A 23,480-nucleotide genomic window follows, 5' to 3' on the forward strand; every position below is an offset into this window, starting at 1 on the left:
AACTTCTTCTAAACAAAATGGCCACCCAACGCAGGGTGGCCATTTTGCGTTAACCGTCCTTCTGTCGGTTCGCCATCAGCTGCCTGGCGGACCATCCACCACGGTCGGGATGTACTCGAGCAGCTGAGTCCGGTGATCGAAGGTGCGCTCCTCTACGAGTTCGAGCGTCACGTCCGGATAGCCGTCGAAGATGCGGTCTCGACCGCTCGCCCCGGTGATGACGGGGAAGATCACGACCCGATAGCGGTCGACCAGACCCGCTTTCAACAGCGACCGGCACAGCGCGATGCTGCCGATCGTGCGCAGCGGCTGCGCCGACTCGTCCTTGAGACGTCGCACGTACGCGACGGCATCCGTATCCACGAGTGTCGAGTTCGCCCATTTCAACGGAGCATCGAGCGAGGACGAGAAGACGTACTTGTGTATGTCGTTGAGCACGTCAGTGCCCGGTTCGCCTCCGGCTGTGAGCTCGGACATGACGCGGTACGTCGTCGCCCCCATCAGCAGAGGGGCGCCGCTGTCGGGCGCCTGTTCCAGCCAGTCGAGGTACTCGGGGCTCTCCATCCCCCACCATCCGGGCCAGCCCACTGCAGAGCCGAAGCCGTCGAGAGAGCAGATGAAGTCGATCGTCAGAGTCTGCATGTCGTCTCCTTCGCTTCGCGCAGGAGTCTAGAACCTTCACCGGCTCGTGAACAGGGGCACCACGAGGCTCACGGCGATCGCGATCATGATGACGGCGATGACGCCGTCGAGGATGCGCCACGCCCGAGGCGTGTCCAACCAGCGGGCGAGCCAGCGCGCGCCGTATCCGAGGGCGGTGAACCAGAGCACGCTCGCGACGATCGCGCCCGCGGCGAACACCCAGCGTCCTTCACCGTGGGTGGCCGCGATGGATCCGAGCATCAGGACCGTGTCGAGATAGACGTGAGGATTCAACCATGTCAGTGCGAGAGCTACGGCGATGACGGTCGCCAGTCGTCCTTCCCGCTTCTCGCCGCCGTCCGCGCGCAGGGTCTGATCCGTTCCTCGCCATGCCCGCCGTGCAGCGAGCAGTCCGTATCCGAGCAGGACCACCGCGCCGAGAACGCGCGCCGCATCGACCAGCCACGGCACGCTCTCGACGACGAAGCCGAGGCCGGCGACACCCGTCGCGATGAGTACGGCGTCCGACAGGGCGCAGATGAGGACGACGGCCAGTACGTGCTCGCGTCTGATTCCCTGGCGCAGCACGAAGACGTTCTGAGCGCCGATGGCGATGATGAGGGAGAGGCCCAGCCCGAGGCCGGCGAAGAACGAGATCACTCTTCGACGTTACGAGCGCGACAGCATTAGCACCAGCTAACGGTTCTTACTCACCATTAGCATGGCTTACATGGCGAGTATCTCACCGGAACTGGCATCGACGATCGCGGCGATCGTCGATGAGGGCAGCCTCGATGCGGCCGCGCGCGCATTGCACATCACCCCGTCCGCGGTGAGTCAGCGGCTCAAGAGCCTTGAGCAGCAGCTCGGCCAGGTCCTCATCGTCCGCGGTCGACCGGCCAGGATGACGGCCGCCGGCGAATCGGTCGTGCGGCTGGCCCGTCAGATCGCCCTGCTCGAGCACGATGCCCTGTCGGCCCTCGGGCTCGACGCGGTCGGCGACCGCGTCAGCATCCCTCTCGCGGTGAATGCCGATTCCATGGCCACCTGGTTCCTTCCGCCGCTCGCACGCCTCGCGGAGGAGCACGACATCGACTTCGATCTGCACCGGGACGACCAGACCTTCACCGCGCGACTGCTCGAATCGGGGGAGGTCATGGCTGCGGTGACCTCCGAGCATGCTCCGGTCGCGGGATGCATCGTCGCGCCGCTCGGAGTGCTGCGCTACGAGGCGATGGCGACCCCCGCCTTCGTGGCGCGATGGTTCCCCGACGGCGCCACCGAGGCCGCGCTGCGCCGCGCGCCGTTCGTCGACTTCGACCGGCGCGACACCCTGCAGCACACCTGGCTGCGCTCTCGCGGACTGGACGAGCACGGCATTCCTCGCCACTATGTGCCTGCGTCGTACGACTACGCGCAGGCCGTGCTGCTCGGTCTGGGGTGGGGCATGCTGCCCGGTTCGCAGGCGACCGAGGCCGCAGCGGCCGGCACGGCGATCCCGCTGGGGGGAGAACCGATCAGCGTGCCGCTGTACTGGCAGCAGTGGAACCTGCGATCAGCGCTGCTCGATGCGATCGCGGCGGAGATCATCGCGGAAGCCGGGCGGGTCCTGGACTGACGCGGTCGCGGCGCTCAGTCGGCGAGGGCGAGTGCGCGGAACGCATCGCGTTCGCGCAGCGATTCGCGTCGGCTGGCGTTAGCTGCGACGGCAGCGGTGGGTGGACGCTGCCCCGTCGTGCGGTGGTAGAGCTCGTCGATCAGCCGCGTCGCGAGGGAGACGAGCTGGCCGATCTCCTTCTCGTCGCGATCGATCCACACGCAGCGCGGCTCGTCGTGGATCGGGCGGAAGCTGTCGTGCTCCTCCCAGACGAACAGGGTGCGCTCCGCGCCGAGCACGTGCTGCTGCCACCACACCTGGCGCAGATATGTGCGCGGGATCGTGCGCCAGTTCTTGTTCGTGGTCTTGATCTCGGCGAGCAGGATGCGCCCGTCGCGGTCCTGCACGATGCCGTCCGGCGTCGCCAGATGACGGTGCTCCGCCTCTGCCCGGAACAGCGCCGATGACGGGTGGATGCCGTGCGTCCCCGCCACCCAGGAGGCGATCTCCGGTTCACGGCGACGCCCATGGTCGGTGTAGGCGTTCCCTCCGAAGTGGGCACCGCCTCCGAGCTTCGCGTCTGCGGCGCGGATGATCGACTTCTCGCCGGAGAGCCCCGCGACGTCGGTCGCGGTGATCCCGCGTGTGCGTGCCCTGAGCCAGGCGACGCGGTCACGGGAGTCCGCGACGATACGAGCCTGCAGTTCGGGAGTCACCATTCGAGATTACCCGCGGCCTCGGACGCGCAGGACCAGCCGCGCCGGGGTGCGCCGCCTCCGGATCTCAGCCGGCGGCCGGCCAGCCGTCCGGGCCGCGCGAGCCCACGGAGTACTCCTCGAGCGGCACCTTGTCCGCCTTCCACTCATCCAGGACCGGTTGCACGATGCGCCAGCACTCCTCGGCTGCGTCGCCCCGCACTGCGAGGACGGGATCGGCGTCGAGGATGCACGAGAGCACCTCGGCGTACGCTTTGAGCGCCCCGGGACCGAGCTCAGCCGACATCGTCGTCCGTTCCAGCTCGAACGGGTCGGCCTCGCCGTTGACGTTGAGCTCGAGCGAGATCTCGGCCGTGCCGAGCGAGAACCGCAGTACGGCACCCTCGGCTTCGCCGTGGAGGCCGACCGGCACGTGGCGCACGGGACGGAAGCGCACGACGATCTCACGCGAGGGTTCGCCGATGGCCTTGCCCGAGCGCAACGTGATCGGCACACCCGCCCAGCGGGCGTTGCGCACTTCGAAGGTCGCCGCTCCCAGCGTCTCGGTGTTTCGTGCTGGATCGACATCCGGTTCGTCGACGTACGAGGGGAAGGTGCGGTCGCCGACGCTGCCGGCCGTGTACCTCGCCCGGTAGGAGTTGCGCACCGGATCGTCTTGCCACACCGATGTCGCCCGCAGCACGGCCGTCGTCGCGGCACGGAAGTCGACCTCGTCGAGGGTCGCGGGCTCTTCCATCGCGAACACCGCCATCACCTGCAGCAGATGGCTCTGGATCATGTCGACGAAGGCGCCGGCATGATCGTAATATCCCGCGCGGCCCTCGAGGCCGAGGGACTCGTCGTACGTGATCGACACCGATTCGATGTCCGTCGCCGACCACAGCGGCTCGAGCACACGATTGGCGAAACGCACGCCGAGCAGGTTCAGGGTCGTGGAACGTCCGAGGAAGTGATCTATGCGGAACACCTGGCTCTCCGGCACGAGCAGCGCCAAGCGCTCATTGAGCGCTCTGGCGCTGTCCTCGTCGACGCCGAACGGCTTCTCGAGTGCGAGCACGACTCCCGTGGGGAGATCGATCGTCGCCATCGCGTCGCAGGCTGCTGCGGCGACCGACGGCGGCACGGCGAAGTAGAGCGCGAGCGGGGCTTCGCGCCCGTCGAGAAGCGTCTTCAGATCCTCGGGCGTGGTGATGTCGGCGCGGTGGTACTCGGTCTTCACGCGCGCCATCGCATCCGCGGCATCCGATGATGTGAACGCGATCTGAACGACGTCGCGCCACTTGTCATCGGTCCAGTCGTCCATACCGGCGCCGATCAGCTGCACCGTGCGCGTGGGCTCGGTCATCAGCAGCTGGCCCAGTGCGGGCAGCAGGAGCCGGGAGGTGAGGTCGCCGGATGCGCCGAAGATCATGAGTGCGGTGTGGTCGGCCATGCGGCCCACCGTAGTCGGCGCAGAGAGATCGCAACAGGTCTGGATCGCATGCACGGTCACTGCCAGACTCGGACGGATGCCATCTCCGATTGAAGACTACGCACTGCTCAGCGACTGCCGCACGGCGGCCCTCGTCTCGAGGGATGGAAGCGTCGACTGGCTCTGCCTGCCGCGCTTCGATTCGCCGTCGATCTTCGGAGCGCTGTTGGGTGACCCGACCCACGGATGCTGGACGCTGCGGCCGAGCGATGAAGACGCGACGATGAGCCGGCAGTATCTGCCGGACACCTTCATCCTCGTCACTCGATGGGAGAGCGCGGCAGGCGTCGCGGAGGTGCACGAATTCATGCCGATGAGCTCTCACCGCACCGACGTGGTGCGACGGGTGATCGGCATCTCGGGCACCGTCGAGTTCCGCACCGAGCTGCGGATGCACTTCGACTACGCGAGGGCGCTGCCGTGGGTGCGACAGGTGGGAACCTCTTCCGCACCAGCGCTGAGGGCGACAGCAGGGCCGGATGCCGTGATCGTCCGCGGCGTCGCGCTCTCCGCATCCGATCACGTCCACACCGGCGACGTCACCGTCTCCGAGGGCGAGGAGCGCGCGCTCACCCTCACCTGGTTCCTCTCGCACGAGAGCGCACCTGAGCCGCTCGACATCGAAGCGGCAGTGGCGAGGACGCGCGCGTGGTGGCAGGGATGGGCCAGCGGTATCGAGCACGACGGGCCGCATCGAGAGACGGTGGTCCGTTCGCTGCTCGTGCTGCGCGCGCTCACCAATCGCGACACCGGCGGCATCGTCGCGGCCGCGACCACCTCGCTTCCGGAGGACTTCGGAGGATCACGCAACTGGGACTACCGCTACGTGTGGCTGCGCGACGCCGCGCTGACTCTCGAGGTGCTGATCTCGCACGGGTTCCTGCACGAGGCACAGCACTGGCGGCTGTGGCTGCTGAGGGCGGTGGCGGGCGATCCGGCCGAAGTGCAGATCATGTACGGCATCGCGGGCGAGCGCGACCTCACCGAACGTGAGCTCAGCTGCCTGCCTGGCTACGAGGGCGCGTCCCCCGTGCGCATCGGCAACGGTGCGGTGGACCAGTATCAGGGCGACGTCATCGGCGAGGTGCTCGTGGCTCTGGAGGCGGCGCGCATCGCCGGACTCGAGGAGTCCACCTTCTCGTGGCCGCTGCAGCGTGCGCTGCTCCAACGCGTCATCGCGGGAATGGACCGCCCGGACAACGGCATCTGGGAGATCAGGGGCGAGCCGCAGTGGTTCACGCACTCGCGCGTGATGATGTGGGCGGCGCTCGATCGCGGCGTCCGCGCGGTTCGCGAGCACGGTCTGACCGGTGACGCAGATCGGTGGACCGAGATGCGCGATCGCCTGCGGGCCGAGATCGACGAACGCGGCGTCCATGCCGACGGCTACTTCGTGCAGCACTACGACTCCGACGAGGTCGATGCCTCGCTGCTGGTCCTGCCGCAGGTCGGGTACTGCGAAGCAGACGATCCGCGGATGACGCGCACGGTCGCGCAGATGGAGCGCACTCTCCTGCGTGGCGGCCTGCTGATGCGCTACCGCACGACGAGCGGGGTCGACGGACTCGAGGGAGGGGAGCACCCGTTCCTCGCCTGCAGCTTCTGGCTCGTGGAGCAGTACGCCGCGAGCGGCAGACTGCGGGATGCCGAAGCGCTGATGGTGCGACTCGTCGCGCTGGCGAACGACGTCGGGCTGCTCTCGGAGGAGTACGACATCGAGGGCGCCAGGCATGCGGGGAACACGCCGCAGGCGCTGTCCCACCTCGCGATGGTCCGCGCGGCCGACGCGCTCGCTGGCCACACCGGGCGCGCGGCCGACCGTCGCTGAGACGCCGGGCGGCGCCGATTTGGGGGACGCGACGAGATGTCGTATCCTTGGATCAACCGAAGACCGCCGGTCATCGTGATGCGCGCAAGCGCAGCATGATCGAAGCACTGCTCAGCAGAGGCCCGCGCAGGTGTCACGAACAGTTTCTGAAGCTCCGTGCGCTTGCGCCGGAGCTTTTTTGTTTGGCTTGTGGGGTGGTCGAGGTCGATGCCCCACCACCGTGCGGCATCTCGTACCCACCAAGGAGTGACCATGGCGCAGAAGGATGCATCGGTTGCCGAGCTCACGAAGTCATTCGAGAACTCGAACGCCGTCCTGCTGACCGAGTACCGCGGTCTGACGGTTGCCCAGCTCAAGGAGCTGCGTAACAGCATCCGTCAGGACGCTGAGTACGCCGTGGTGAAGAACACGCTGACCAAGATCGCCGCCAACAAGGCCGGCATCTCTGCGCTGGACGATGACCTCAAGGGTCCGTCGGCTGTCGCATTCGTGCACGGTGACTTCGTCGCCACTGCGAAGGCTCTTCGTGATTTCGCCAAGGCCAACCCGCTTCTCGTGATCAAGGGCGGCGTTTTCGAGGGCAATGCCCTCAGCGCCGACGAGGTCAACAAGTACGCCTCGCTCGAGAGCCGTGAGGTTCTGCTGGCGAAGGCTGCGGGCATGATGAAGGCGACGATGGGCAAGGCTGCCGCCACCATCGACGCGCTTCGCGAAAAGCTGGAGACCGCACAGGCCGCGTGAGCGACCGGCGTTCTCTTTCCACAAACCCCATCAATCTAGGAGATACATCATGGCTAAGCTCACCACCGAGCAGCTGCTCGAGCAGTTCGCCGACCTGACCCTCGTCGAGCTCAGCGAGTTCGTCAAGGCGTTCGAGGAGAAGTTCGACGTCACCGCTGCCGCTCCCGTCGCCGTTGCCGGCGCCGGTGGCGCAGGCGCTGCTGAAGAGGTTGAGGAGAAGGACTCCTTCGACGTCATCCTCGAGGCTGCCGGCGACAAGAAGATCCAGGTCATCAAGGCTGTCCGCGAGCTCACCTCGCTCGGCCTCGGCGAGGCGAAGGCTGTCGTCGACGGCGCTCCGAAGGCTGTCCTTGAGGGCGCCAACAAGGAGACGGCCGAGAAGGCCAAGGAGACCCTCGAGGCTGCCGGCGCGACCGTCACCCTCAAGTGAGCCGAGGCGGGTCGACCGCCTCACTCATTCGAATGCCCCGGGCCTGTGCCCGGGGCATTCGTGCGTGCAGGCGGTAACGTCAACGCGGCGCGGCGGAGGAGTTGCGCACGACCAGAGCGGATGCCGCGACGACGTGCTCGACCCCGGCGTCCGGATGGGCGAGCTGATGAAGCAGCAGTCCCACTGCTGCCACGCCCTGATCCCGCGGCTGCTGCCGGATGGTCGTCAGGGCGAACATCTCCGCATGCTGATGGTCGTCGATGCCGACCACGCTCAGTTCGGTGGGTACGGCGATCCCCAGTCGCCGGGCGGCGATGATGGCGCTGATCGCCGTCTCGTCGCACACTCCGACGACAGCGGTCGGGCGGGTGCGCCGGTCGCCGAGCAGATCGACAGCGCTCTGATATCCGCTGGGCATGTCGCTCGCCGCCGGGCTCACACTGATGCGGGTGCCGAGCCCCGCGGCATCCATCGCCTCTCGATAGCCCTGCAGGCGGCACGCGTCGCCGAACCCCGCGTTCGCGTCATCGTCCGACGCGCCGATGAATGCGATCGCCTCGTGGCCGAGGTCGATCAGGTGCTCGGTCGCTATCCGACCGGCGGCGGCGTCATCGATCGACACCGAGCTCGTGCCGGCGTGGTACGGGCCGACGGTGACCAACGGGCGATCCAGCGCCGACAGGCGTTCCAGCTCGTGGCTGCGCGGCTGGATCCCCACGGCGATGATGCCGTCGAACCGTCTGCGGGGGAGCACGGCTTCGAAGACCCGATCCCTGGTGGGCGAGCCTTCCGACACGCCGTAGAGCGCAAGGTCGTAGTCGTGCGCGAGCAGGGCGCTCTGGACGCCCGACAGCAGCTCCGAGAAGTACCATCGCCCGACCGTCGGCAGGATCACGCCGATCGTCGACGTGCGACCCGTGGCGAGGCTGGTCGCCGAGGAGTGGGCGACGTACGACAGCTCGCTCGCTGCGGCCGACACCAGCGCCCTCGTCTCGGCTGAGACGTATCCGCGTCCGCTCAGTGCGCGGCTGGCCGTGGCCTTGGAGACGCCGGCGCGCGCCGCGACATCCGCGATCGTGCTCATGCATCCTCCTCGATGACGGCAGCCCAAGGGGCGCGCCCCTGGCACAGCGTAGCCGCGTGTCCCCGGAAAAGGAACCGGTTCCACACCAGAAACCACGGGAGCGCTCCCATGAGTTCGTCCGATCGAACCCCAAAGGTTGTCGGCTTGTGACCATCCGGTCATTGTGCAGGGTCGCGGAGGCCAGTATGTTGGCCCTGGAAGCGGTTCCCTATTGAACGCGTCAGTCGACGCCCTCAGGTGCGGAACGCGAACTCGAAGAGGAGATACACATGGCACTGACACAGCGTTATCGGCGCCTCGCGCCGTTCGCCCTGCTCGGGGCTGCGGCCTTCGCGCTCGCAGGTTGTGGCGCACCGGGTGCGCCGGACGGCGGCGGTGGCGATGGCGGTGGCGACAACGTCGTCACGATGTACGGAACGATCACCGATGAAGAGGCGGAACTCCTCCAAGAGTCCTGGGCGGACTGGGAAGAGGAGAACGACATCGAGATCAAGTACGAGGGAAGCCAGGACTTCGAGGCCCAGGTCGGTACCCGTGCACAGGGCGGCAACCCGCCTGACATCGCGATCTTCCCCCAGCCCGGTCTGTTCGCCGACTTCGCCGCGCGTGGTTATCTGAAGCCAGCGCCCGAGGAAGTCAAGGCGAACGCCGAGGAGTACTGGTCCGAGGACTGGGTGAACTACGGAACCTACGAGGACACGTTCTACGGCGCACCGATGATGGCCAGCGTGAAGGGCTGGATCTGGTACTCGCCGGCGAGCTTCGCCGAGTGGGGAGTGGAGGTTCCGGGAACCTGGGACGAGCTGATGACGCTCACCCAGACGATCCGCGACAAGACCGGCTCGGCCCCGTGGTGCCACGGGTTCGAATCCGGTACGGCCTCCGGCTGGACCGGCACCGACTGGATCGAGGATCTCGTCCTGCGTCAGGCCGGACCAGAGGTCTACGACCAGTGGGTCGCCAACGAGGTCCCGTTCACCGACCCGCAGATCGCCACCGCGTTCGACACGCTCGGTGAGATCCTGCTGAACCCGGAGTACGTGAACGCCGGCTTCGGCGACGTGCGATCGATCAACTCCACGGCGTGGGGCGATGTCGGACCGGCAGTGGCCAACGGCGAGTGCGCACTGACGCACGCTCCGTCGTTCCTCGACGGCTTCCTCCCCGACGGGACCGAGGTCGGTGAGGACGGCGACGTCTGGGCCTTCATGACCCCCGGTATGACTGCGGGAGAGACCGCGGTGACCGGCGCCGGTGAGATCATCGGTGCGTTCAGCGACGACGAGGCCACCCAGAAGGTGCTCGCCTACCTCTCCACTCCCGAGTGGGCGAACAACCGCGTCTCCCTCGGCGGCGTGGTGTCGGCGAACACGGGTCTCGACCCTGACAGCGCGCAGAGCCCGATCCTCCAGGAGAGCATCAAGATCCTGCAGGACGACGAGACCACGTTCCGTTTCGACGGTTCTGACCTCATGCCCGGCGCAGTCGGCGCAGGCACGTTCTGGAAGGGCATGGTCGCCTGGGTCAACGGCAGCCCGACGCCGGAGGTGCTCGAGCAGATCGAGACCGGCTGGCCGGCCAGCTGATCGGACTGGGAGCGGACCGCCCTCGCAGGCGGTCCGCTCCACCGGTTCACTCGACGCCGAGTGAGCTGTTGATCTGCACGCAGTTATGAAGGGGATTCTGTGACCGCGATTGAGTTCTTCGGCTGGGTAGGCCAGCTGCCGCCCATCCTGCAGGCGGTCGTCGTCGTCATCGCGTTCGCGGTGGTCGTGGCGATCATCCTGTTCCTGATCGACGTCGCGCCGCGCACGGGCAAGTGGTACACCGTCGCACGCCTGGCGATGTGCCTGATCATTCCGCTCGCCGTGATGTGGTTCTTCCGCTCGTACTACTGGGCGATCGGCGTCGCCGTCGTCGTGGGAGCCGTCTTCTTCCTGCTCGATTTCCGATCGCGGCAGGGCAAGGGGTACTTCATCCAGCTCGTCGCGTTCATGGCACCGGCCTTCCTGCTCCTGACGATCGGCCTCGTCCTGCCGTCGATTCAGACGATGGTCGCGTCGTTCATGAACTCCGCGGGCACCGACTTCATCGGACTGGACAACTACGCCTGGATCTTCGGACAGCCGGACGGCGTGCGCGTGGTCGTCAACACGATCGTCTGGGTGCTGGTGGTGCCCACCGTGTCCACGATCGTCGGTCTCGCCTACGCGGTGTTCATCGACCGCACCCGCGGTGAGAAGATCTACAAGATCCTCGTCTTCATGCCGATGGCCATCTCGTTCGTCGGCGCGAGCATCATCTGGCGCTTCATGTACGAGTACCGCGACAAGCAGTACGACCAGATCGGTCTGCTCAACCAGATCATCGTGTGGTTCGGCGGTGAACCGCAGCAGTTCCTGCTCAATCCGCCGTGGAACACGATGTTCCTCATCGTCGTGTTGATCTGGGTGCAGACCGGATTCGCGATGGTGATCCTCTCGGCATCCATCAAGGGCGTGCCCCAGGAACTGCTGGAGGCAGCAGAGCTCGACGGCGCGAACGCCTGGCAGCGGTTCCGTTCGGTCACCGTCCCGGCGATCCGTCCGGCGCTCATCGTGGTGCTGACGACGATCTCGATCGCCTCGCTCAAGGTCTTCGACATCGTGCGCACCATGACGGCCGGGAACTACGAGACGTCGGTGCTCGCCAATGAGATGTACACGCAGTTCTCGAAGTTCGAGGCCGGGCGCAGCGCCGCCCTGGCCGTGATCCTGTTCATACTCGTGCTGCCGATCGTCATCTACAACGCACGCCAGATCCAGAAGCAGCGGGAGATCCGATGAGCGATACAGTCAAGACCGACGCTGCCGAAGGCGCTGCGAGCGGATCCGCGACGCGGGCGATCACCACCGGCGGGAAGCTCAACGCCTCTGCCGGGCGCACCCGCAAGAAGCTGTCACGTCCGTGGGCGTCGGCGGCATCCATCGTCATCGCGGTGCTGTGGACGATCCCGACGCTCGGGCTGTTCATCTCGTCGTTCCGTCCCCGCGATCAGATCCTCACGAGCGGGTGGTGGGAGTTCTTCCTGAACCCGCAGGTGACGGGCGAGAACTACGTCGACGTCCTCGCATCCGGAACCACTCAGCTGACGATGCTCGAGTCCTTCGTGAACTCGATCGCGATCACGATCCCGGCGACGATCGTCCCCCTCATGGTCGCCTCCATGGCCGCGTACGCGTTCGCCTGGATCGACTTCAAGGGACGCAACTTCCTGTTCATCTTGGTCTTCGCCCTGCAGATCGTTCCGATCCAGATGGCGCTGGTGCCGCTTCTGAGCACCTTCTCGCGGGGACTGAACCTCTTCGGTCTGCAGGTGACCCTGCCGCTGGGAGCAGCGGGCGGCTACGCCCAGGTCTGGTTCGCGCACACCATGTTCGCTCTGCCACTGGCGATCTACCTGCTGCACAACTTCATGGCGGAGATCCCCGGTGAGATCATCGAGGCCGCTCGCGTCGACGGCGCATCCCGTGGGCAGATCTTCTTCCGGATCGTGCTGCCGTTGACGATGCCGGCCATCGCATCGGTCGCGATCTTCCAGTTCCTGTGGGTCTGGAATGATCTGCTCGTCTCGCTCGTGTTCGCGGACGGCGGCGCGGCGCCGATCACGAAGCTGCTCGCCGAGATCACCGGAACGCGAGGCAACGACTGGTACCTGTTGACCGCCGGCGCGTTCGTCTCGATCATCGTCCCGCTCATCGTGTTCTTCTCCCTGCAGCGGTACTTCGTGCGAGGGCTGCTGGCGGGCTCGACGAAGGGGTAACACTGCATCTCGAGCGCGGCCCTGGCCGTACCCTGGGAGGCATGGACTACGCCGAGCACATCGCCGATCTCGTCGGCGACACACCCCTCGTGAAGCTGCAGCACGTCACCGAGGGCGTCGAGTGCACGGTGCTCGTCAAGCTCGAGTACCTCAACCCGGGGGGATCGTCGAAGGACCGCATCGCCAAGCGGATCATCGATGCGGCGGAGGCCTCAGGCGAGCTGAGGCCTGGTGGCACGATCGTCGAGCCCACCAGCGGCAACACCGGCGTCGGTCTCGCACTGGTCGCGCAGCAGCGCGGCTACAAGTGCGTGTTCGTGCTGCCGGACAAGGTCGGCGAGGACAAGATCGACGTGCTGCGCGCATATGGCGCGGAGATCGTGATGACGCCGACGTCCGTCCCGGCGGACAGCCCCGAGTCGTACTACAGCGTCAGCGACCGGCTCGTGAAGGAGATCCCCGGCGCGTTCAAACCAAACCAGTACGAGAACCCGAACGGGCCGCGCAGCCACTACGAGACCACGGGTCCAGAGATCTGGCGCGACACCGACGGCCGGATCACGCACTTCGTCGCCGGTATCGGCACCGGTGGCACGATCAGCGGGACCGGCCGGTTCCTGCGCGAGGTGTCGGAGGAGCGCGTGCGCATCGTCGGGGTCGACCCCGAAGGCAGCGTGTACTCCGGCGGCACAGGTCGCCCATATCTCGTCGAGGGCGTGGGGGAGGACATCTGGCCCGGCTCCTACGACCCCGCCGTCCCTCACGAGATCGTGGCGGTCGACGATGCGGAGTCGTTCGCGATGACTCGCCGCCTGGCTCGCGAGGAGGGCATCCTCGTCGGCGGATCGAGCGGCATGGCCGTCGTCGGCGCGCTGCGTGTGGCCAGGACCCTGCCCGCGGACGCGGTGATGGTGGTGCTCCTGCCCGATGGCGGCCGCGGCTACCTGTCGAAGATCTTCAACGATTCATGGATGCGCTCGTACGGTTTCAGCGAGGTCGAAGAGGGGGAGACGGTCGCGGACGTGCTCGAGGCGCGCGCCTCGATGCGGAAGGGTCAGCACGTCGTCCCCGACCTCGTGCACGCCCATCCCAGCGACACCGTGCTCGAAGCGATCAGCATGATGACCGAGTTCGACGTCTCCCAGCTCGTCGTGCTGAGCGCCGAACCGCCCGTGATGATGGGCGAGGTCGTGGGCACCGTGGACGAGCGCGGACTGCTGGATCTGCTCTTCCGCGGTGAGGCGAAGCCGTCCGACGCCATCGGAGCCCACGTCGGTGCGCGGATGCCGCTCGTCGGCATCCACGCATCCGTCGATCAGGCGCGCAGTGCGCTGGCCGACGCCGACGCGCTGCTGGTGACGGTCGACGGCAGGCCGCACACGCTGCTCACCCGTCAGGACCTGCTGGCCTACCTCGCGCGGTGACCGGCCGGCACCCCGGTCACCCGGCGTAACAGGAGCGGATGCCGCCGGGGACGGACGTAGGCTGTGAGCATGTCCTCCGATCACTCCTTCGCCACCCGTGCCATCCATGCAGGCCAAGCGCCCGATCCGTTGACCGGCGCCATCATCCCGCCGATCTACCAGGCCTCCACGCATGTGCAGGACGGCATCGGCGGGTTCCGGGACGGCTACGAGTACAACCGCGCGGGCAACCCCACGCGCAGTGCGCTGGAGACGCAGCTCGCCGCACTCGAGGGCGGCGCGAGCGCGCTGTCGTTCGCATCCGGCCTCGCCGCGGAGGACGCGCTGCTGCGCGGAATCCTGAAGCCGGGCGATCATGTGCTGCTCGGCAACGACGTGTACGGCGGCACCTACCGACTGCTCACCAAGGTGCTCGCGCCGTGGGGCATCGAGACCACCACCGTCGAGCTCGGTGACGCCGACGCGATCCGTGAGGCGCTGCGCCCCGAGACCAGGATCGTCTGGCTCGAGACGCCCAGCAACCCGCTGCTCAAGATCGTCGACATCGCAGCGACGGCCGAGATCGCGCATGCGGCCGGAGCCGTCGTCGTGGTGGACAACACGTTCGCCTCACCCGCATTGCAGCGTCCGCTCTCGCTCGGCGCCGACTTCGTCGTGCACTCGACGACGAAGTACCTCGGCGGCCACTCCGATGTGCTCGGCGGCGCGGTGGTCTTCGCCGACGATCGCTTCTACGACCAGGTGAAGTTCCAGCAGTTCGCGGTCGGCGCGGTCTCCGCCCCTCTGGATGCGTGGCTCACCACTCGCGGTATCAAGACGCTCGCGGTGCGCGTGCGCCAGCACAGCGAGAATGCGCAGGCGATCGCGGAGTGGGCAGCCGCCCGCCCCGAGTTCGAGACGGTGTTCTACCCTGGCCTCGCTTCGCACCCCGGTCACGAGATCGCGGCGCGTCAGATGAGCGGATACGGAGGGATGCTGTCGCTCGCGCTCGCCGCGGGTGCGGACGCGGCACGCTCCTTCGCCGAGTCGACCGAACTGTTCCAGCTCGCCGAATCCCTCGGCGGGGTCGAATCGCTGATCGGCTACCCGCCGGACATGACGCACGCGTCGGTGCGCGGAACCGCCCTCGCCGTGCCGGAGAACGTCGTGCGGTTGTCGGTCGGCATCGAGGACGTGTCCGACCTCATCGCCGACCTCGAACAGGGACTCGCGCGCCTCGGCAGCTGATCGACTCCGGTCCGGCAGAGGGACGCGAGTAGCATTGAGGGATCTTGAACGATTCATCGCCGGCTGACGCCCCCACTCCCGATTCCGAACGCACACCGACCGGCAGTATCCGCGCCGTCACGAGCACGATCCGCACCAGCACGCCGACGGGCGCGATCCGCGTGCTGGGGCCGAACCCGGCGACCGCGCCGATCATGCTGCATCCCGGCGATGCGATCCCGCATAGCCGTCGCGTGCTGTACATCGTGCTGCTCGGCGCGCTCACAGCGCTCGGGCCGTTCACGATCGACCTGTATCTGCCGGCGTTCCCGTTGCTCGAGTCCGACTTCCAGACGACCTCGGCGGCGATCCAGCTCACCCTGACCGGCACCATGATCGGCTTCGCCGTCGGTCAGCTCGTCGTGGGTCCGCTCTCCGACAAAGTCGGCCGGCGCATGCCGCTCATCACGGTCACGGCGCTGCACGTGCTCGCGAGCGTCGCCGCCGCTGTCGCACCGGATCTGCTGCTGCTCGGCGGTGCGCGCGTCGTCATGGGAATCGGTGCGGCAGCCGGTGGCGTCGTCGCCATGGCGATCGTGCGCGACCTGTTCGGTGGACGCCGGCTGGTCGTGATGCTGTCGCGGCTCGCGCTGGTCTCCGGCGTGGCGCCGGTGGCCGCACCGCTGATCGGATCATGGCTGCTGGGCATCATGCCGTGGCGCGGCATCTTCGTCGTGCTCGCCGGCTACGGGGTCGTGATGCTGCTGTCGGCTGTGCTGTTCATTCCCGAGACCCTCCCGAAGGAGCGCCGCCACGAACGCGGCAGCACCACCATCTGGCAGCGCTACCGCAGCGTGCTCAGCGATCGGGTGTTCCTCGGCGTGCTGGTCATCGGCGGTATGACGTTCTCGGGGCTGTTCTCGTACCTCTCAGCATCCCCGTTCCTGTTCCAGGAGACGCACGGGCTCAACGCGCAGGAGTACGGCTGGCTGTTCGCCGTCAACTCGGTCGGCGTCGTGCTGGGCGTGCAGGCCGCGTCGCGCCTCGCTGCACGCTTCGGCCCGCAGTGGGTGCTCGCGTTCTCGACCGCGGTGCTGCTGTTCAGCGGCACCGCGATCATCGTCTTCGATCAGCTCGACCTGGGATTCTGGGGAACCGTCGTCCCGCTGTTCGTGTTCATGACGGCGTGCGGGTTCTCCTTCCCCTGCGTGCAGGTGCTCGCACTCGACCGTCACGGCAAGGCCGCAGGCACGGCGGCATCGATCCTCGGCGCGAGCAACAACGGCATCGCCGCGATCATCTCTCCCGTGGTGGGCCTGATCTCGGTCGGGGCGGGGATCACCGCGACCACCATGGCGTCCGTGATGGTCGGCTGCGCGGTGGTCGGCATCCTCGCGCTGTGGCTGATCGTGCGTCCGCGCACCGTCGGGATGCTCACTCCGTAGTCGGGCGCGTGTCGCGTGTGAGAATGGGCGGATGACCAGACGACCCGTACTGCTGTGGTGGGGCATCGGCGCCCTGCTTGCGGCGATGGCGCTGGGCGCTTCGATGACCGCGCCGGGCCCCGACCTCCCTTCGGCGATGGACAGCGGATGGAACCGGATGATGATCGGGATCCAGACGCCGCTGCTGGTGGGGTTCTCCGAGGTGATGAACGACGTCGGCGGCAACTGGATCGCGATATATCTGATCCCGCTCGTGATCGTGGCGGCGCTGCTGATCGTGCGGCGGTGGAGAGCGGCGCTGTTCGTGGTGATCTCGCTGCTCGCGAGCGTCGTCGTCGTGCAGTTGCTCAAGAGCCTGTTCGGCCGCGCCCGACCGGAGGAGATGCTCGTGATCTCCGACTTCGGTTCATTCCCCTCAGGGCATACGGCCAACGCCGCGACCATGGCGGTGATCGCGGTGCTGCTGTTCCCGCGGATCTGGGTGCTGCTGCTCGGCGTGATCTGGACGATCGCCATGGCCTTCTCACGTACCCTGCTCTCGGTGCACTGGCTCAGCGACACGATCGGCGGGATGCTCGTCGGCGTCGGCACGGTGCTCATCGTCGGTGCGATCATGTTGACCTGGGTTCGGACGAAAGAGTTCACGCCGCCGCCGTCGGCCACCGACGGCCCCCCGACACCGAGGAGCCTGCCATGACCGGCATCCGTCCCTATCGCCCCGCGGATCGCCCGGCGCTGTTCGAGGTCTGCGTGAAGACGGCGGATGCCGGTGCCGATGCCACGGGGATGTTCGGCGACGACGAGCTGTGGGGACTCCTCTTCGCCGTGCCGTACGCCGAGCGTCATCCCGATCTGTGCTGGATGGTCGAGGCCGACGACGGCCGCGGGATCGGCTACATCGTCGCCACCGACGACACGGATGCTTTCGAGCAGTGGTTCCGCGATGAGTGGTGGCCGCAGTTCGCCCAGCGCTTCCCTCGCCCGGCGGTCGCGAAGAGCGCCGAGGAGAAGATGATCGAGTACGGCTACCAGCGAGGGCCAGGGCAGAACCCTCACACGGCGCAGTATCCGGCGCACCTGCACATCGACCTGCTGCCCGAGACGCAGGGCCAAGGCCTCGGGCGCCGGCTGATCGAGACGCTGTTCGCAGAACTCCGCCGTCGCGGCGTGAAGGGCCTGCACCTCGGCATGAACCCTGAGAACACGGGTGCCGCCGCGTTCTACGAGCGGCTCGGGATGGAGCGCCTGGCGTCCGAGGACGGCGGGCGCAGCTACGGAGAACGGTTCACGGACTGAGTCCGATAAATGGCTGAAGGGCCCCGCTGGCGCGGAGCCCTTCAGTCACATGGCGGTGACGGCGGGATTCGAACCCGCGGTTGCTTGCACAACACACGCTTTCCAAGCGTGCTCCTTCGGCCGCTCGGACACGTCACCAAGGAACAACCTGAACAGTCTATCCGATCGCCGAAGCCGCCTGCGCCAGTCGCGCTCAGCCCCATAGGGTGAGGGGCACGACGTGATCGGATCGCACAGGGAGAGCGCGTGAACGAGCTTCCGCACCGCAGACGGTGGATGCTGCAGATGCAGCAGCCGCTGCCGCCGGCGACCGTGTTCGACAGGACCGCGTTCCTCGTGGGGACCGCGGCCGCCGTCTGGATGGCCGTCATCATCGCGATCCAGGGCGTTCGCACGCCCTGGGCGCTGGCCTGGTTCATCCCGATCTGGGCGATCACCGCGTATCTCGTGCTCCCTCGTCTGCATCGGATGCTCTCCGATCTCTACGTGCCCGACTACTTCTTCGGACGCACCCGCACGGCCGACGGGCTGCTCGGTGACCCGGTGAACCTCGGAGTCGACGGCTCAGGAGCCCAGCTCGATCACGTCATGACGACGGCGGGGTGGCATCGCGCGGATGAGATCACTGCCGCATCGACGTGGCGGATCATCGCATCCACACTCACCCGGCGCAGCTACGCGACCGCACCGGTGTCGCCGCTCATGCTGTTCGGCCGACGCCACGATGTCGCCTATCAGCAGGAGGTGGAGGGCAATCCCAAGCAGCGCCATCACGTGCGCTTCTGGCACAGTCCTCCCGGATGGCTGCTGCCAGGCGGCGCGCACGCCGACTGGCTGGGGGCGGCGACCTACGACACGGATGTGGGGCTGTCGCTGTTCACACTGCAGGTCACGCATCGCATCGACCAGAACACCGACGTGGAACGCGACCACGTGGTCACGACGGCGCAGTCGGCCGACGCCGACGTCCATGTGCGACTGCTCCGCGATTTCACCACCGGATACCATTCGCGAAACGGCGGCGGCGACCGGTTCGTGACCGACGGCGACCTCCCGATCATCGACGTCTCCCGCACCGTTCCGCCGGAGCCTGTGGTCGTTCGGCAACCCGATCCGAGCACCGCACGCCAGATCGCCCGCGCCCCGTTGACGGTGATCGCCGCGGTGGCGCTCATCGCGCTCGTCACCGCTCTGCAGCTCGTCGACGTGCTCAGCGACGCCACGTTCTGGCAGTTGCTCGCGTCGGCGGAGCCCGAGGAAGTGGCGCTGATCGTGATCGTCGTCTCCGTGTTCGGGGCGTTCATGATCTGGCAGCTCGTCATGGCCTGGCTGGTCCTGCGCGGCGGTCGCCGCTCCCGCGCGGTGCTCATGGTGCTCGTCACACTGCAGATCGTCTTCATGGCGATCGACTACCTGGACGGCAGCGCCGTGCTCGGGCTGGACTGGACTCTGCTCACCGCCTCCGTCCAGGCCGTCACGCTCCTGTGCCTCTCGAGTGAGAGCGCCGGGGCGTGGGCGCGCAGGCGCCGTGGAGCGCAGCCCGCGTAAAATCGCAGCGTGGCCACACCCAAGATCGTCCTGTTCTACGCGTTCGCGCCCCTCGCCGACCCCGAGGCGATCCGCGTGTGGCAGCGCGACCTCGGAGGGGCCCTCGGGCTGCGCGGGCGGCTGATCATCTCGAAGGACGGCGTGAACGGCACGCTCGGCGGCGACCTGCCCGCCCTCAAGAAGTGGGTTCGCTCATTCCGCTCCTACCCGGCGTTCAAGGACGCCGACATCAAATGGAGTGAGGGAACAGGGCTCGACGAAGCCGGTCTCAGTGTGGACTTCCCCAAGCTCAGTGTGAAGGTGCGCGAGGAGATCGTCTCGTTCGGAGCACCGGGGGAGCTGCGCGTCGACGAGAACGGCGTCGTCGGCGGTGGGACCAGATTGAGTCCTGATCAGCTGCACGACCTCGTGCAGTCGCGCGACGACGTCGTCTTCTTCGACGGCCGCAACGCGCTCGAGGCCGAGATCGGCCGCTTCCGTGGTGCGATCGTTCCCGACACCGAGACCACCAGGGATTTCGTCGACCTGCTCGACTCCGGAGCGTACGACGATCTCAAGGGCAAGCCGGTCGTCACGTACTGCACGGGCGGCATCCGCTGCGAGGTGCTGTCGAGCCTCATGACGGCGCGCGGGTTCGGCGAGGTGTACCAGCTCGAGGGCGGCATCGTCCGATACGGGGAGCGATTCGGAGACGACGGGCTGTGGGACGGGTCGCTCTACGTGTTCGACAAGCGCGGATCGGTGGACTTCAGCGACCACACCGCCGTGATCGGCACCTGCGCCGGGTGCGGAGCACCGACCAAGCGCACGGCGAACTGCCCCGATGCCGCGTGCCGCCGACAGTTCGTCGTGTGCGAGGGCTGCGACGCTGTCTCGTGCGCCGACCACGCCGCGCAACCGGCCTGATTCCCCGGCACAGCCGGTTCAGGCGCGCATCGGACGACGGGACGCGTCGGCGACGACCAGTGAGCGCGGCAGCAGAAGTGCCACGACCCGCGTGCGCGCGTCGACGTGGCGGTGAAGGTCCGCGCTCACGCGGATGAGATCAGGTGCGAGGTCGATCGGATCCTGAGCCTCGCGGGCGAAGCTGGCCCGTTCCACGGCATCCACAAGCCTCCGCACGGCAGCGGCGTCCGCACCGCGCTCGACGACCCCACTGCCCCTGGCGCGCGGGGAGTCGGAATCGGAGACCGGCAGGCCCAGGTCGATCAGCGTCGCGGTGAGTTCGCGCCACGCGGCGGCGGCGTCGCCCGAGCCGGCACGCGAACGTCGCCGCATCCGCACCAGCAGCCGGATCGAGGCGGGGAGCAGCAGCAGCACGAGCGTCCCGGCGACCACGAGCACCACGGGCGTCGGGTCGAGCCGCTGCAGTGAGCCGCCGCCCGCTGCGGATGGGTCGTCCAGCTCGTCTTCGAGTTCCGGTCCGCTCGTCGGCGCTGTCGAGGGCGCCGCGCTCGGCGCCGGTGTCGCAGGTCCGCTGGTCGATCCGCCATCGACGGACGCGGCCTGGAATCCCGTTGGTACGCCGAGCGACGCGGTCGGCTCGAACGGCACCCATCCGATGCCCTCGAAGCGCACCTCCGGCCAGGCGTGCAGCTGATCGCTGCTGACGACGTACACGAACTCGTCGCCGCGTTTCTCCTCGGTCAGCCGGCCGGGCAGGTAGCCGACCACGATCCGCACCGGAAGATCGAGCGTCTGCGCCATCAGTGCGAAGGCGCCAGCGAAATGGATGCAGTATCCCGAACGCACTTCGAGGAACTCCGCGACGGCGTCCGCGCCCGTGCCGTCGAAGCCGCCGTCGACCGGAGCATCGAGCGAGTACGTGAAGTCCGAGCGGAACCACGATTGGAGGGCGATCATCCGGTCGTAGTCGTTCTCCGCATCCGCCGTCACCTCACGCGCCCTCTCCTCGATCACGGAAGGAAGGTCGTCGGGGGCCGGCCGATCCGCGGGGCCACGGTCGGCGGCGGCAGCACGGATCTGCTCGAGTGTGGGCTGCACGGAGGCTGCGGACACCGTGTAGTCCTCGCCCGCTGCGTCTCGCGTCTCGGAGACCACGGTGCGGTTGCCGGGCATGATCTCCCACCCCGACGAGGTGCCTGCGACCTGCGTCGCAGGGTAAGGCACAGGGAGCCACGAGCTGGAGATGCCCACGACTCGGATCGACGTGCGCCGATCCGTGACGGAGATGTCCTCCGTCCACTCCGCCTCGCCGAAGCCGTCGGCGAGGGGGCGGGTGCCCTCCTCGTCCGCCTGCCAGACGCGGCCGTCGAAACCGGACAGCGTCGCGATGCGCAGGTAGGGCGCCGTCGCGGCGCTGGTCGCCACCGTGAGGACGTCGGTGGGCGCCGGTCGGCGCAGATCGTCGCCGAGCCGCAGCGACGGGTTGAGCGTGACCGCGGTTCCCGCACCGACCCAGCTGGCGGAGACGGGAAGGACCGGCGTGATGACGAGGGCGGCGACGATCGCGGCCGCCCCGACGCCGAGTGCGACGCCGACGGATGCCCGCCGTGCCCGGCGGGCATCGTGGCGCGTGCTGTGCCGCAGCAGGAAGAGAGTGAGGACGGCGAGCACGACGAACCACGGCACGTTGGCATCGCCGAACGAGATGATCATCGGCGTCACGCCGACCGCGGCGACCACGATCGCTGCGAGCAGACCGAGACGCTGCGCGATGAGGTGGTCGACGATGATCGTGATGACGGCGAAGCCGGCGGCGATCATGGTGCGAAGGGCCAGCGTGTCGTTCAGCGGGGCCGTGCCGAGCTGCACCTCCTCGAAGGCCTGGGCGGCCAGCGGCGCCAGGGCCCGCAGGGTGGAGCCCGTCGGGACGATGCCGAGCAGGGCGCCCTGAGGAACCAGCATCAGCGTCAGCGCGCACACCGCGACGGCCAGCTGTGCGAGCAGCGCCCAGGCGTCCCCGGCGCGACGCCGGGATGCGAGATGGCGCGCCAACGCACCGACGGATGCGATCAGGACCACGACCGTGATGCATACGAGTGACCAGGGTCCCGGCGCGATGACCGCCGCATACGGCCACAGTGCGACGAACGCCGCGCATGCCGTGAGCAGGGCGATCGCGAGTGTGCGCATCTGCCGCTCTGCCGCAGCAGCAGCCTCCACCCATGGTGCACGCTGCACGCGCGGCGGATCAGCGGGAGACATGACCGCCTCCTGTCGCCATTCGTGCAGGGAGGGCGTCTTCCCAGGCGGCCGCGACGTCGTCAGCGAGCAACGCGGACGACCATCCGAGCCTGGTGAGGGCGTCGGCGGCGCCGGCGGCGAGATCGGTCGCGAGGAGAATGGGTGCGGCGGCACCGCCGTGGCGCAGGATCGCCGCGTCCTCCTCATCGAGATGCCCCGTGATCAGCACCAGGGGTCCGGGAGGGGTTCCGTCGAACAGTGTGATGATGTCGCGCCCTTCGCCCTGCGGCCGCGCGAGGGCCAGCGCCACCAGCAGGGCGTCTCGGTCGTCCTCGTGTCCGCGGAGCTTTCCGAGCACGGTGCCCGCGGAGTCGAGGACGTCGACGCTGTACCCCTCCTGGACCAGGTGAAGTGCGACGGAGGCGCAGGCGGAGACGGCGGCCTCGAACGCAGGATCGGCATGGTCGAGCTGGTAGTCCCATCGTCGTGCCGTGCGATCGAGCACCACCAGTGCATCCGGGCTGGATTCCTCCTCTTCCTGGCGCACCATGAGGTCACCCCGATGCGCGGTCGCGCGCCAATGGATGCGGCGCATCGAGTCGCCGGAGACGTATCGCCGAGGGGAGAGGTTGTCGCTGCCCTGACCGAGCCGTGTGGATGACGTGTGCGCGGTGCCGCCGGCCGCACCCACGTTCGAGCTGAGCGGAGCGAGCGGCATCACCTCGGGGACGACCGTGACCGTGCGGGTCTCGCCGAACTCCTGCACGCGCTGCGCGAAGCCGAACGGATCGATCGTGTGCAGCGACAAAGGGCCGATCGCCCATACGCCGCGGCGCACACCCGTGATCGCGTAGCGGATGCTCGTGCCGTTGTCGGTGGGGAACTCGCCCGTGGCGTCGCCGGACACGGCAGGAGGAGGTGATCGCGCCAGATGCCGTGGGGGATGCGCAGCGCGCGCAGGTCGAAGCGCACATCCACCTGCGATCGCTCGCCGACCGTGAGCAGATCGGTCGATATGCGCCTGGTGACGGGGCCGCTGCGCCGGGGCAGACGCACGACGAGGACGGCGAACACGACGAGGAGGAGGAGCAGCACCGCGAAGT

At 67.8% G+C, this 23,480-nt stretch carries 21 protein-coding genes and 1 tRNA gene; 14 read left to right on the forward strand and 8 right to left on the reverse strand.

Annotated elements, in window-relative coordinates:
• Positions 1-75: 75 nt before the first annotated feature.
• The gene (locus ACYVG2_RS16285; RefSeq protein ID WP_460781961.1) at positions 76-642 is read right to left on the reverse strand and encodes a dihydrofolate reductase family protein; all 567 of its coding nucleotides are present in this window, start codon (positions 640-642) and stop codon (positions 76-78) included.
• A gap of 36 nt (positions 643-678) precedes the next feature.
• On the reverse strand, positions 679-1,302 hold the full coding sequence (locus ACYVG2_RS16290) for a LysE/ArgO family amino acid transporter (protein ID WP_460781962.1): 624 nt from the start codon (positions 1,300-1,302) through the stop codon (positions 679-681).
• A 70-nt stretch (positions 1,303-1,372) separates the two neighbouring features.
• Between ACYVG2_RS16290 and ACYVG2_RS16295 the strand changes: the two genes are divergently transcribed.
• Positions 1,373-2,260, forward strand: coding sequence for a LysR family transcriptional regulator ArgP (locus tag ACYVG2_RS16295; RefSeq protein WP_460781963.1), 888 nt, complete (start codon positions 1,373-1,375; stop codon positions 2,258-2,260).
• A 14-nt stretch (positions 2,261-2,274) separates the two neighbouring features.
• Here the strand turns inward: ACYVG2_RS16295 and ACYVG2_RS16300 are convergent, their stop codons facing one another.
• Positions 2,275-2,955, reverse strand: a complete 681-nt coding sequence (locus tag ACYVG2_RS16300; protein ID WP_460781964.1) for a YqaJ viral recombinase family protein — start codon at positions 2,953-2,955, stop codon at positions 2,275-2,277.
• Between the two features lie 67 nt (positions 2,956-3,022).
• Positions 3,023-4,387, reverse strand: a complete 1,365-nt coding sequence (locus ACYVG2_RS16305) for a glucose-6-phosphate dehydrogenase (protein WP_460781965.1) — start codon at positions 4,385-4,387, stop codon at positions 3,023-3,025.
• A 76-nt stretch (positions 4,388-4,463) separates the two neighbouring features.
• On the opposite strand from ACYVG2_RS16305, the gene ACYVG2_RS16310 reads away from it, so the two are divergent.
• The 3 genes from ACYVG2_RS16310 to rplL all read left to right on the forward strand — a co-directional run bounded on the left by ACYVG2_RS16310 (position 4,464) and on the right by rplL (position 7,425).
• Positions 4,464-6,254, forward strand: a complete 1,791-nt coding sequence (locus ACYVG2_RS16310) for a glycoside hydrolase family 15 protein (RefSeq protein WP_460781966.1) — start codon at positions 4,464-4,466, stop codon at positions 6,252-6,254.
• Positions 6,255-6,506: 252 nt separating this feature from the next.
• Positions 6,507-6,995, forward strand: a complete 489-nt coding sequence (rplJ, locus tag ACYVG2_RS16315; protein WP_307358214.1) for a 50S ribosomal protein L10 — start codon at positions 6,507-6,509, stop codon at positions 6,993-6,995.
• A gap of 49 nt (positions 6,996-7,044) precedes the next feature.
• Positions 7,045-7,425, forward strand: a complete 381-nt coding sequence (rplL, locus tag ACYVG2_RS16320) for a 50S ribosomal protein L7/L12 (protein ID WP_259063947.1) — start codon at positions 7,045-7,047, stop codon at positions 7,423-7,425.
• Positions 7,426-7,504: 79 nt separating this feature from the next.
• Here the strand turns inward: rplL and ACYVG2_RS16325 are convergent, their stop codons facing one another.
• Positions 7,505-8,509: a LacI family DNA-binding transcriptional regulator gene (locus tag ACYVG2_RS16325; RefSeq protein WP_460781967.1), complete on the reverse strand. Its 1,005-nt coding sequence runs from the start codon at positions 8,507-8,509 to the stop codon at positions 7,505-7,507.
• Positions 8,510-8,778: 269 nt separating this feature from the next.
• On the opposite strand from ACYVG2_RS16325, the gene ACYVG2_RS16330 reads away from it, so the two are divergent.
• The 8 genes from ACYVG2_RS16330 (at position 8,779) to ACYVG2_RS16365 (ending at position 17,682) form a co-directional block, all read left to right on the forward strand.
• On the forward strand, positions 8,779-10,095 hold the full coding sequence (locus ACYVG2_RS16330) for an ABC transporter substrate-binding protein (protein ID WP_460781968.1): 1,317 nt from the start codon (positions 8,779-8,781) through the stop codon (positions 10,093-10,095).
• Between the two features lie 99 nt (positions 10,096-10,194).
• The gene (locus ACYVG2_RS16335) at positions 10,195-11,334 is read left to right on the forward strand and encodes a carbohydrate ABC transporter permease (RefSeq protein WP_460781969.1); all 1,140 of its coding nucleotides are present in this window, start codon (positions 10,195-10,197) and stop codon (positions 11,332-11,334) included.
• Positions 11,331-12,311, forward strand: a complete 981-nt coding sequence (locus ACYVG2_RS16340; RefSeq protein WP_460781970.1) for a carbohydrate ABC transporter permease — start codon at positions 11,331-11,333, stop codon at positions 12,309-12,311. The genes ACYVG2_RS16335 and ACYVG2_RS16340 overlap by 4 nt, the downstream gene beginning before the upstream one ends.
• Before the next feature lie 41 nt (positions 12,312-12,352).
• Positions 12,353-13,735 carry a cystathionine beta-synthase gene (locus ACYVG2_RS16345; protein WP_460781971.1) on the forward strand — a complete coding sequence of 461 codons (1,383 nt, stop codon included), beginning with the start codon at positions 12,353-12,355 and terminating at the stop codon, positions 13,733-13,735.
• Between the two features lie 69 nt (positions 13,736-13,804).
• The gene (locus ACYVG2_RS16350; RefSeq protein ID WP_460781972.1) at positions 13,805-14,962 is read left to right on the forward strand and encodes a cystathionine gamma-synthase; all 1,158 of its coding nucleotides are present in this window, start codon (positions 13,805-13,807) and stop codon (positions 14,960-14,962) included.
• A gap of 194 nt (positions 14,963-15,156) precedes the next feature.
• Entirely contained in the window at positions 15,157-16,386 is a 1,230-nt protein-coding gene (locus ACYVG2_RS16355) for a multidrug effflux MFS transporter (protein WP_460782118.1), read from the forward strand.
• Between the two features lie 31 nt (positions 16,387-16,417).
• A complete protein-coding gene (locus ACYVG2_RS16360; RefSeq protein ID WP_460781973.1) occupies positions 16,418-17,083 on the forward strand; it encodes a phosphatase PAP2 family protein in 666 nt (221 codons plus the stop codon).
• On the forward strand, positions 17,080-17,682 hold the full coding sequence (locus ACYVG2_RS16365; protein ID WP_460781974.1) for a GNAT family N-acetyltransferase: 603 nt from the start codon (positions 17,080-17,082) through the stop codon (positions 17,680-17,682). The genes ACYVG2_RS16360 and ACYVG2_RS16365 overlap by 4 nt, the downstream gene beginning before the upstream one ends.
• Positions 17,683-17,732: 50 nt before the next feature.
• On the opposite strand, the gene ACYVG2_RS16370 is transcribed toward ACYVG2_RS16365, so the two are convergent.
• A tRNA-Ser gene (locus ACYVG2_RS16370) sits at positions 17,733-17,820 on the reverse strand.
• Positions 17,821-17,928: 108 nt separating this feature from the next.
• On the opposite strand from ACYVG2_RS16370, the gene ACYVG2_RS16375 reads away from it, so the two are divergent.
• Entirely contained in the window at positions 17,929-19,230 is a 1,302-nt protein-coding gene (locus ACYVG2_RS16375) for an LssY C-terminal domain-containing protein (RefSeq protein ID WP_460781975.1), read from the forward strand.
• A 9-nt stretch (positions 19,231-19,239) separates the two neighbouring features.
• Complete coding sequence (trhO, locus tag ACYVG2_RS16380; protein WP_460781976.1) at positions 19,240-20,136, forward strand: oxygen-dependent tRNA uridine(34) hydroxylase TrhO; 897 nt, start codon at positions 19,240-19,242, stop codon at positions 20,134-20,136.
• 18 nt (positions 20,137-20,154) lie between these two features.
• Here trhO and ACYVG2_RS16385 read toward each other — a convergent pair whose 3' ends face one another.
• Both ACYVG2_RS16385 and ACYVG2_RS16390 read right to left on the reverse strand, forming a co-directional pair.
• The gene (locus ACYVG2_RS16385; RefSeq protein WP_460781977.1) at positions 20,155-22,398 is read right to left on the reverse strand and encodes a transglutaminase family protein; all 2,244 of its coding nucleotides are present in this window, start codon (positions 22,396-22,398) and stop codon (positions 20,155-20,157) included.
• Entirely contained in the window at positions 22,385-23,284 is a 900-nt protein-coding gene (locus ACYVG2_RS16390) for a DUF58 domain-containing protein (RefSeq protein WP_460781978.1), read from the reverse strand. Before ACYVG2_RS16390 ends, ACYVG2_RS16385 begins: the two co-directional genes overlap by 14 nt.
• Between the last annotated feature and the right edge of the window lie 196 nt (positions 23,285-23,480).

The sequence above is a fragment of the Microbacterium shaanxiense genome (genome assembly GCF_054779995.1).

Excerpts from the sequence above, each read along its gene's own strand:
- ACYVG2_RS16305 (WP_460781965.1), bottom strand. The coding sequence starts at position 4,387 with ATGGCCGACCACACCGCACTCATGATCTTCGGCGCATCCGGCGACCTC.
- ACYVG2_RS16310 (WP_460781966.1), top strand. The coding sequence starts at position 4,464 with ATGCCATCTCCGATTGAAGACTACGCACTGCTCAGCGACTGCCGCACG.
- ACYVG2_RS16385 (WP_460781977.1), bottom strand. The coding sequence starts at position 22,398 with ATGTCTCCCGCTGATCCGCCGCGCGTGCAGCGTGCACCATGGGTGGAG.
- ACYVG2_RS16285 (WP_460781961.1), bottom strand. The coding sequence starts at position 642 with ATGCAGACTCTGACGATCGACTTCATCTGCTCTCTCGACGGCTTCGGC.
- ACYVG2_RS16345 (WP_460781971.1), top strand. The coding sequence starts at position 12,353 with ATGGACTACGCCGAGCACATCGCCGATCTCGTCGGCGACACACCCCTC.
- rplL (WP_259063947.1), top strand. The coding sequence starts at position 7,045 with ATGGCTAAGCTCACCACCGAGCAGCTGCTCGAGCAGTTCGCCGACCTG.
- ACYVG2_RS16325 (WP_460781967.1), bottom strand. The coding sequence starts at position 8,509 with ATGAGCACGATCGCGGATGTCGCGGCGCGCGCCGGCGTCTCCAAGGCC.
- ACYVG2_RS16355 (WP_460782118.1), top strand. The coding sequence starts at position 15,157 with ATGCTGCATCCCGGCGATGCGATCCCGCATAGCCGTCGCGTGCTGTAC.
- ACYVG2_RS16350 (WP_460781972.1), top strand. The coding sequence starts at position 13,805 with ATGTCCTCCGATCACTCCTTCGCCACCCGTGCCATCCATGCAGGCCAA.
- ACYVG2_RS16295 (WP_460781963.1), top strand. The coding sequence starts at position 1,373 with ATGGCGAGTATCTCACCGGAACTGGCATCGACGATCGCGGCGATCGTC.
- ACYVG2_RS16365 (WP_460781974.1), top strand. The coding sequence starts at position 17,080 with ATGACCGGCATCCGTCCCTATCGCCCCGCGGATCGCCCGGCGCTGTTC.
- rplJ (WP_307358214.1), top strand. The coding sequence starts at position 6,507 with ATGGCGCAGAAGGATGCATCGGTTGCCGAGCTCACGAAGTCATTCGAG.
- ACYVG2_RS16330 (WP_460781968.1), top strand. The coding sequence starts at position 8,779 with ATGGCACTGACACAGCGTTATCGGCGCCTCGCGCCGTTCGCCCTGCTC.
- ACYVG2_RS16340 (WP_460781970.1), top strand. The coding sequence starts at position 11,331 with ATGAGCGATACAGTCAAGACCGACGCTGCCGAAGGCGCTGCGAGCGGA.
- ACYVG2_RS16360 (WP_460781973.1), top strand. The coding sequence starts at position 16,418 with ATGACCAGACGACCCGTACTGCTGTGGTGGGGCATCGGCGCCCTGCTT.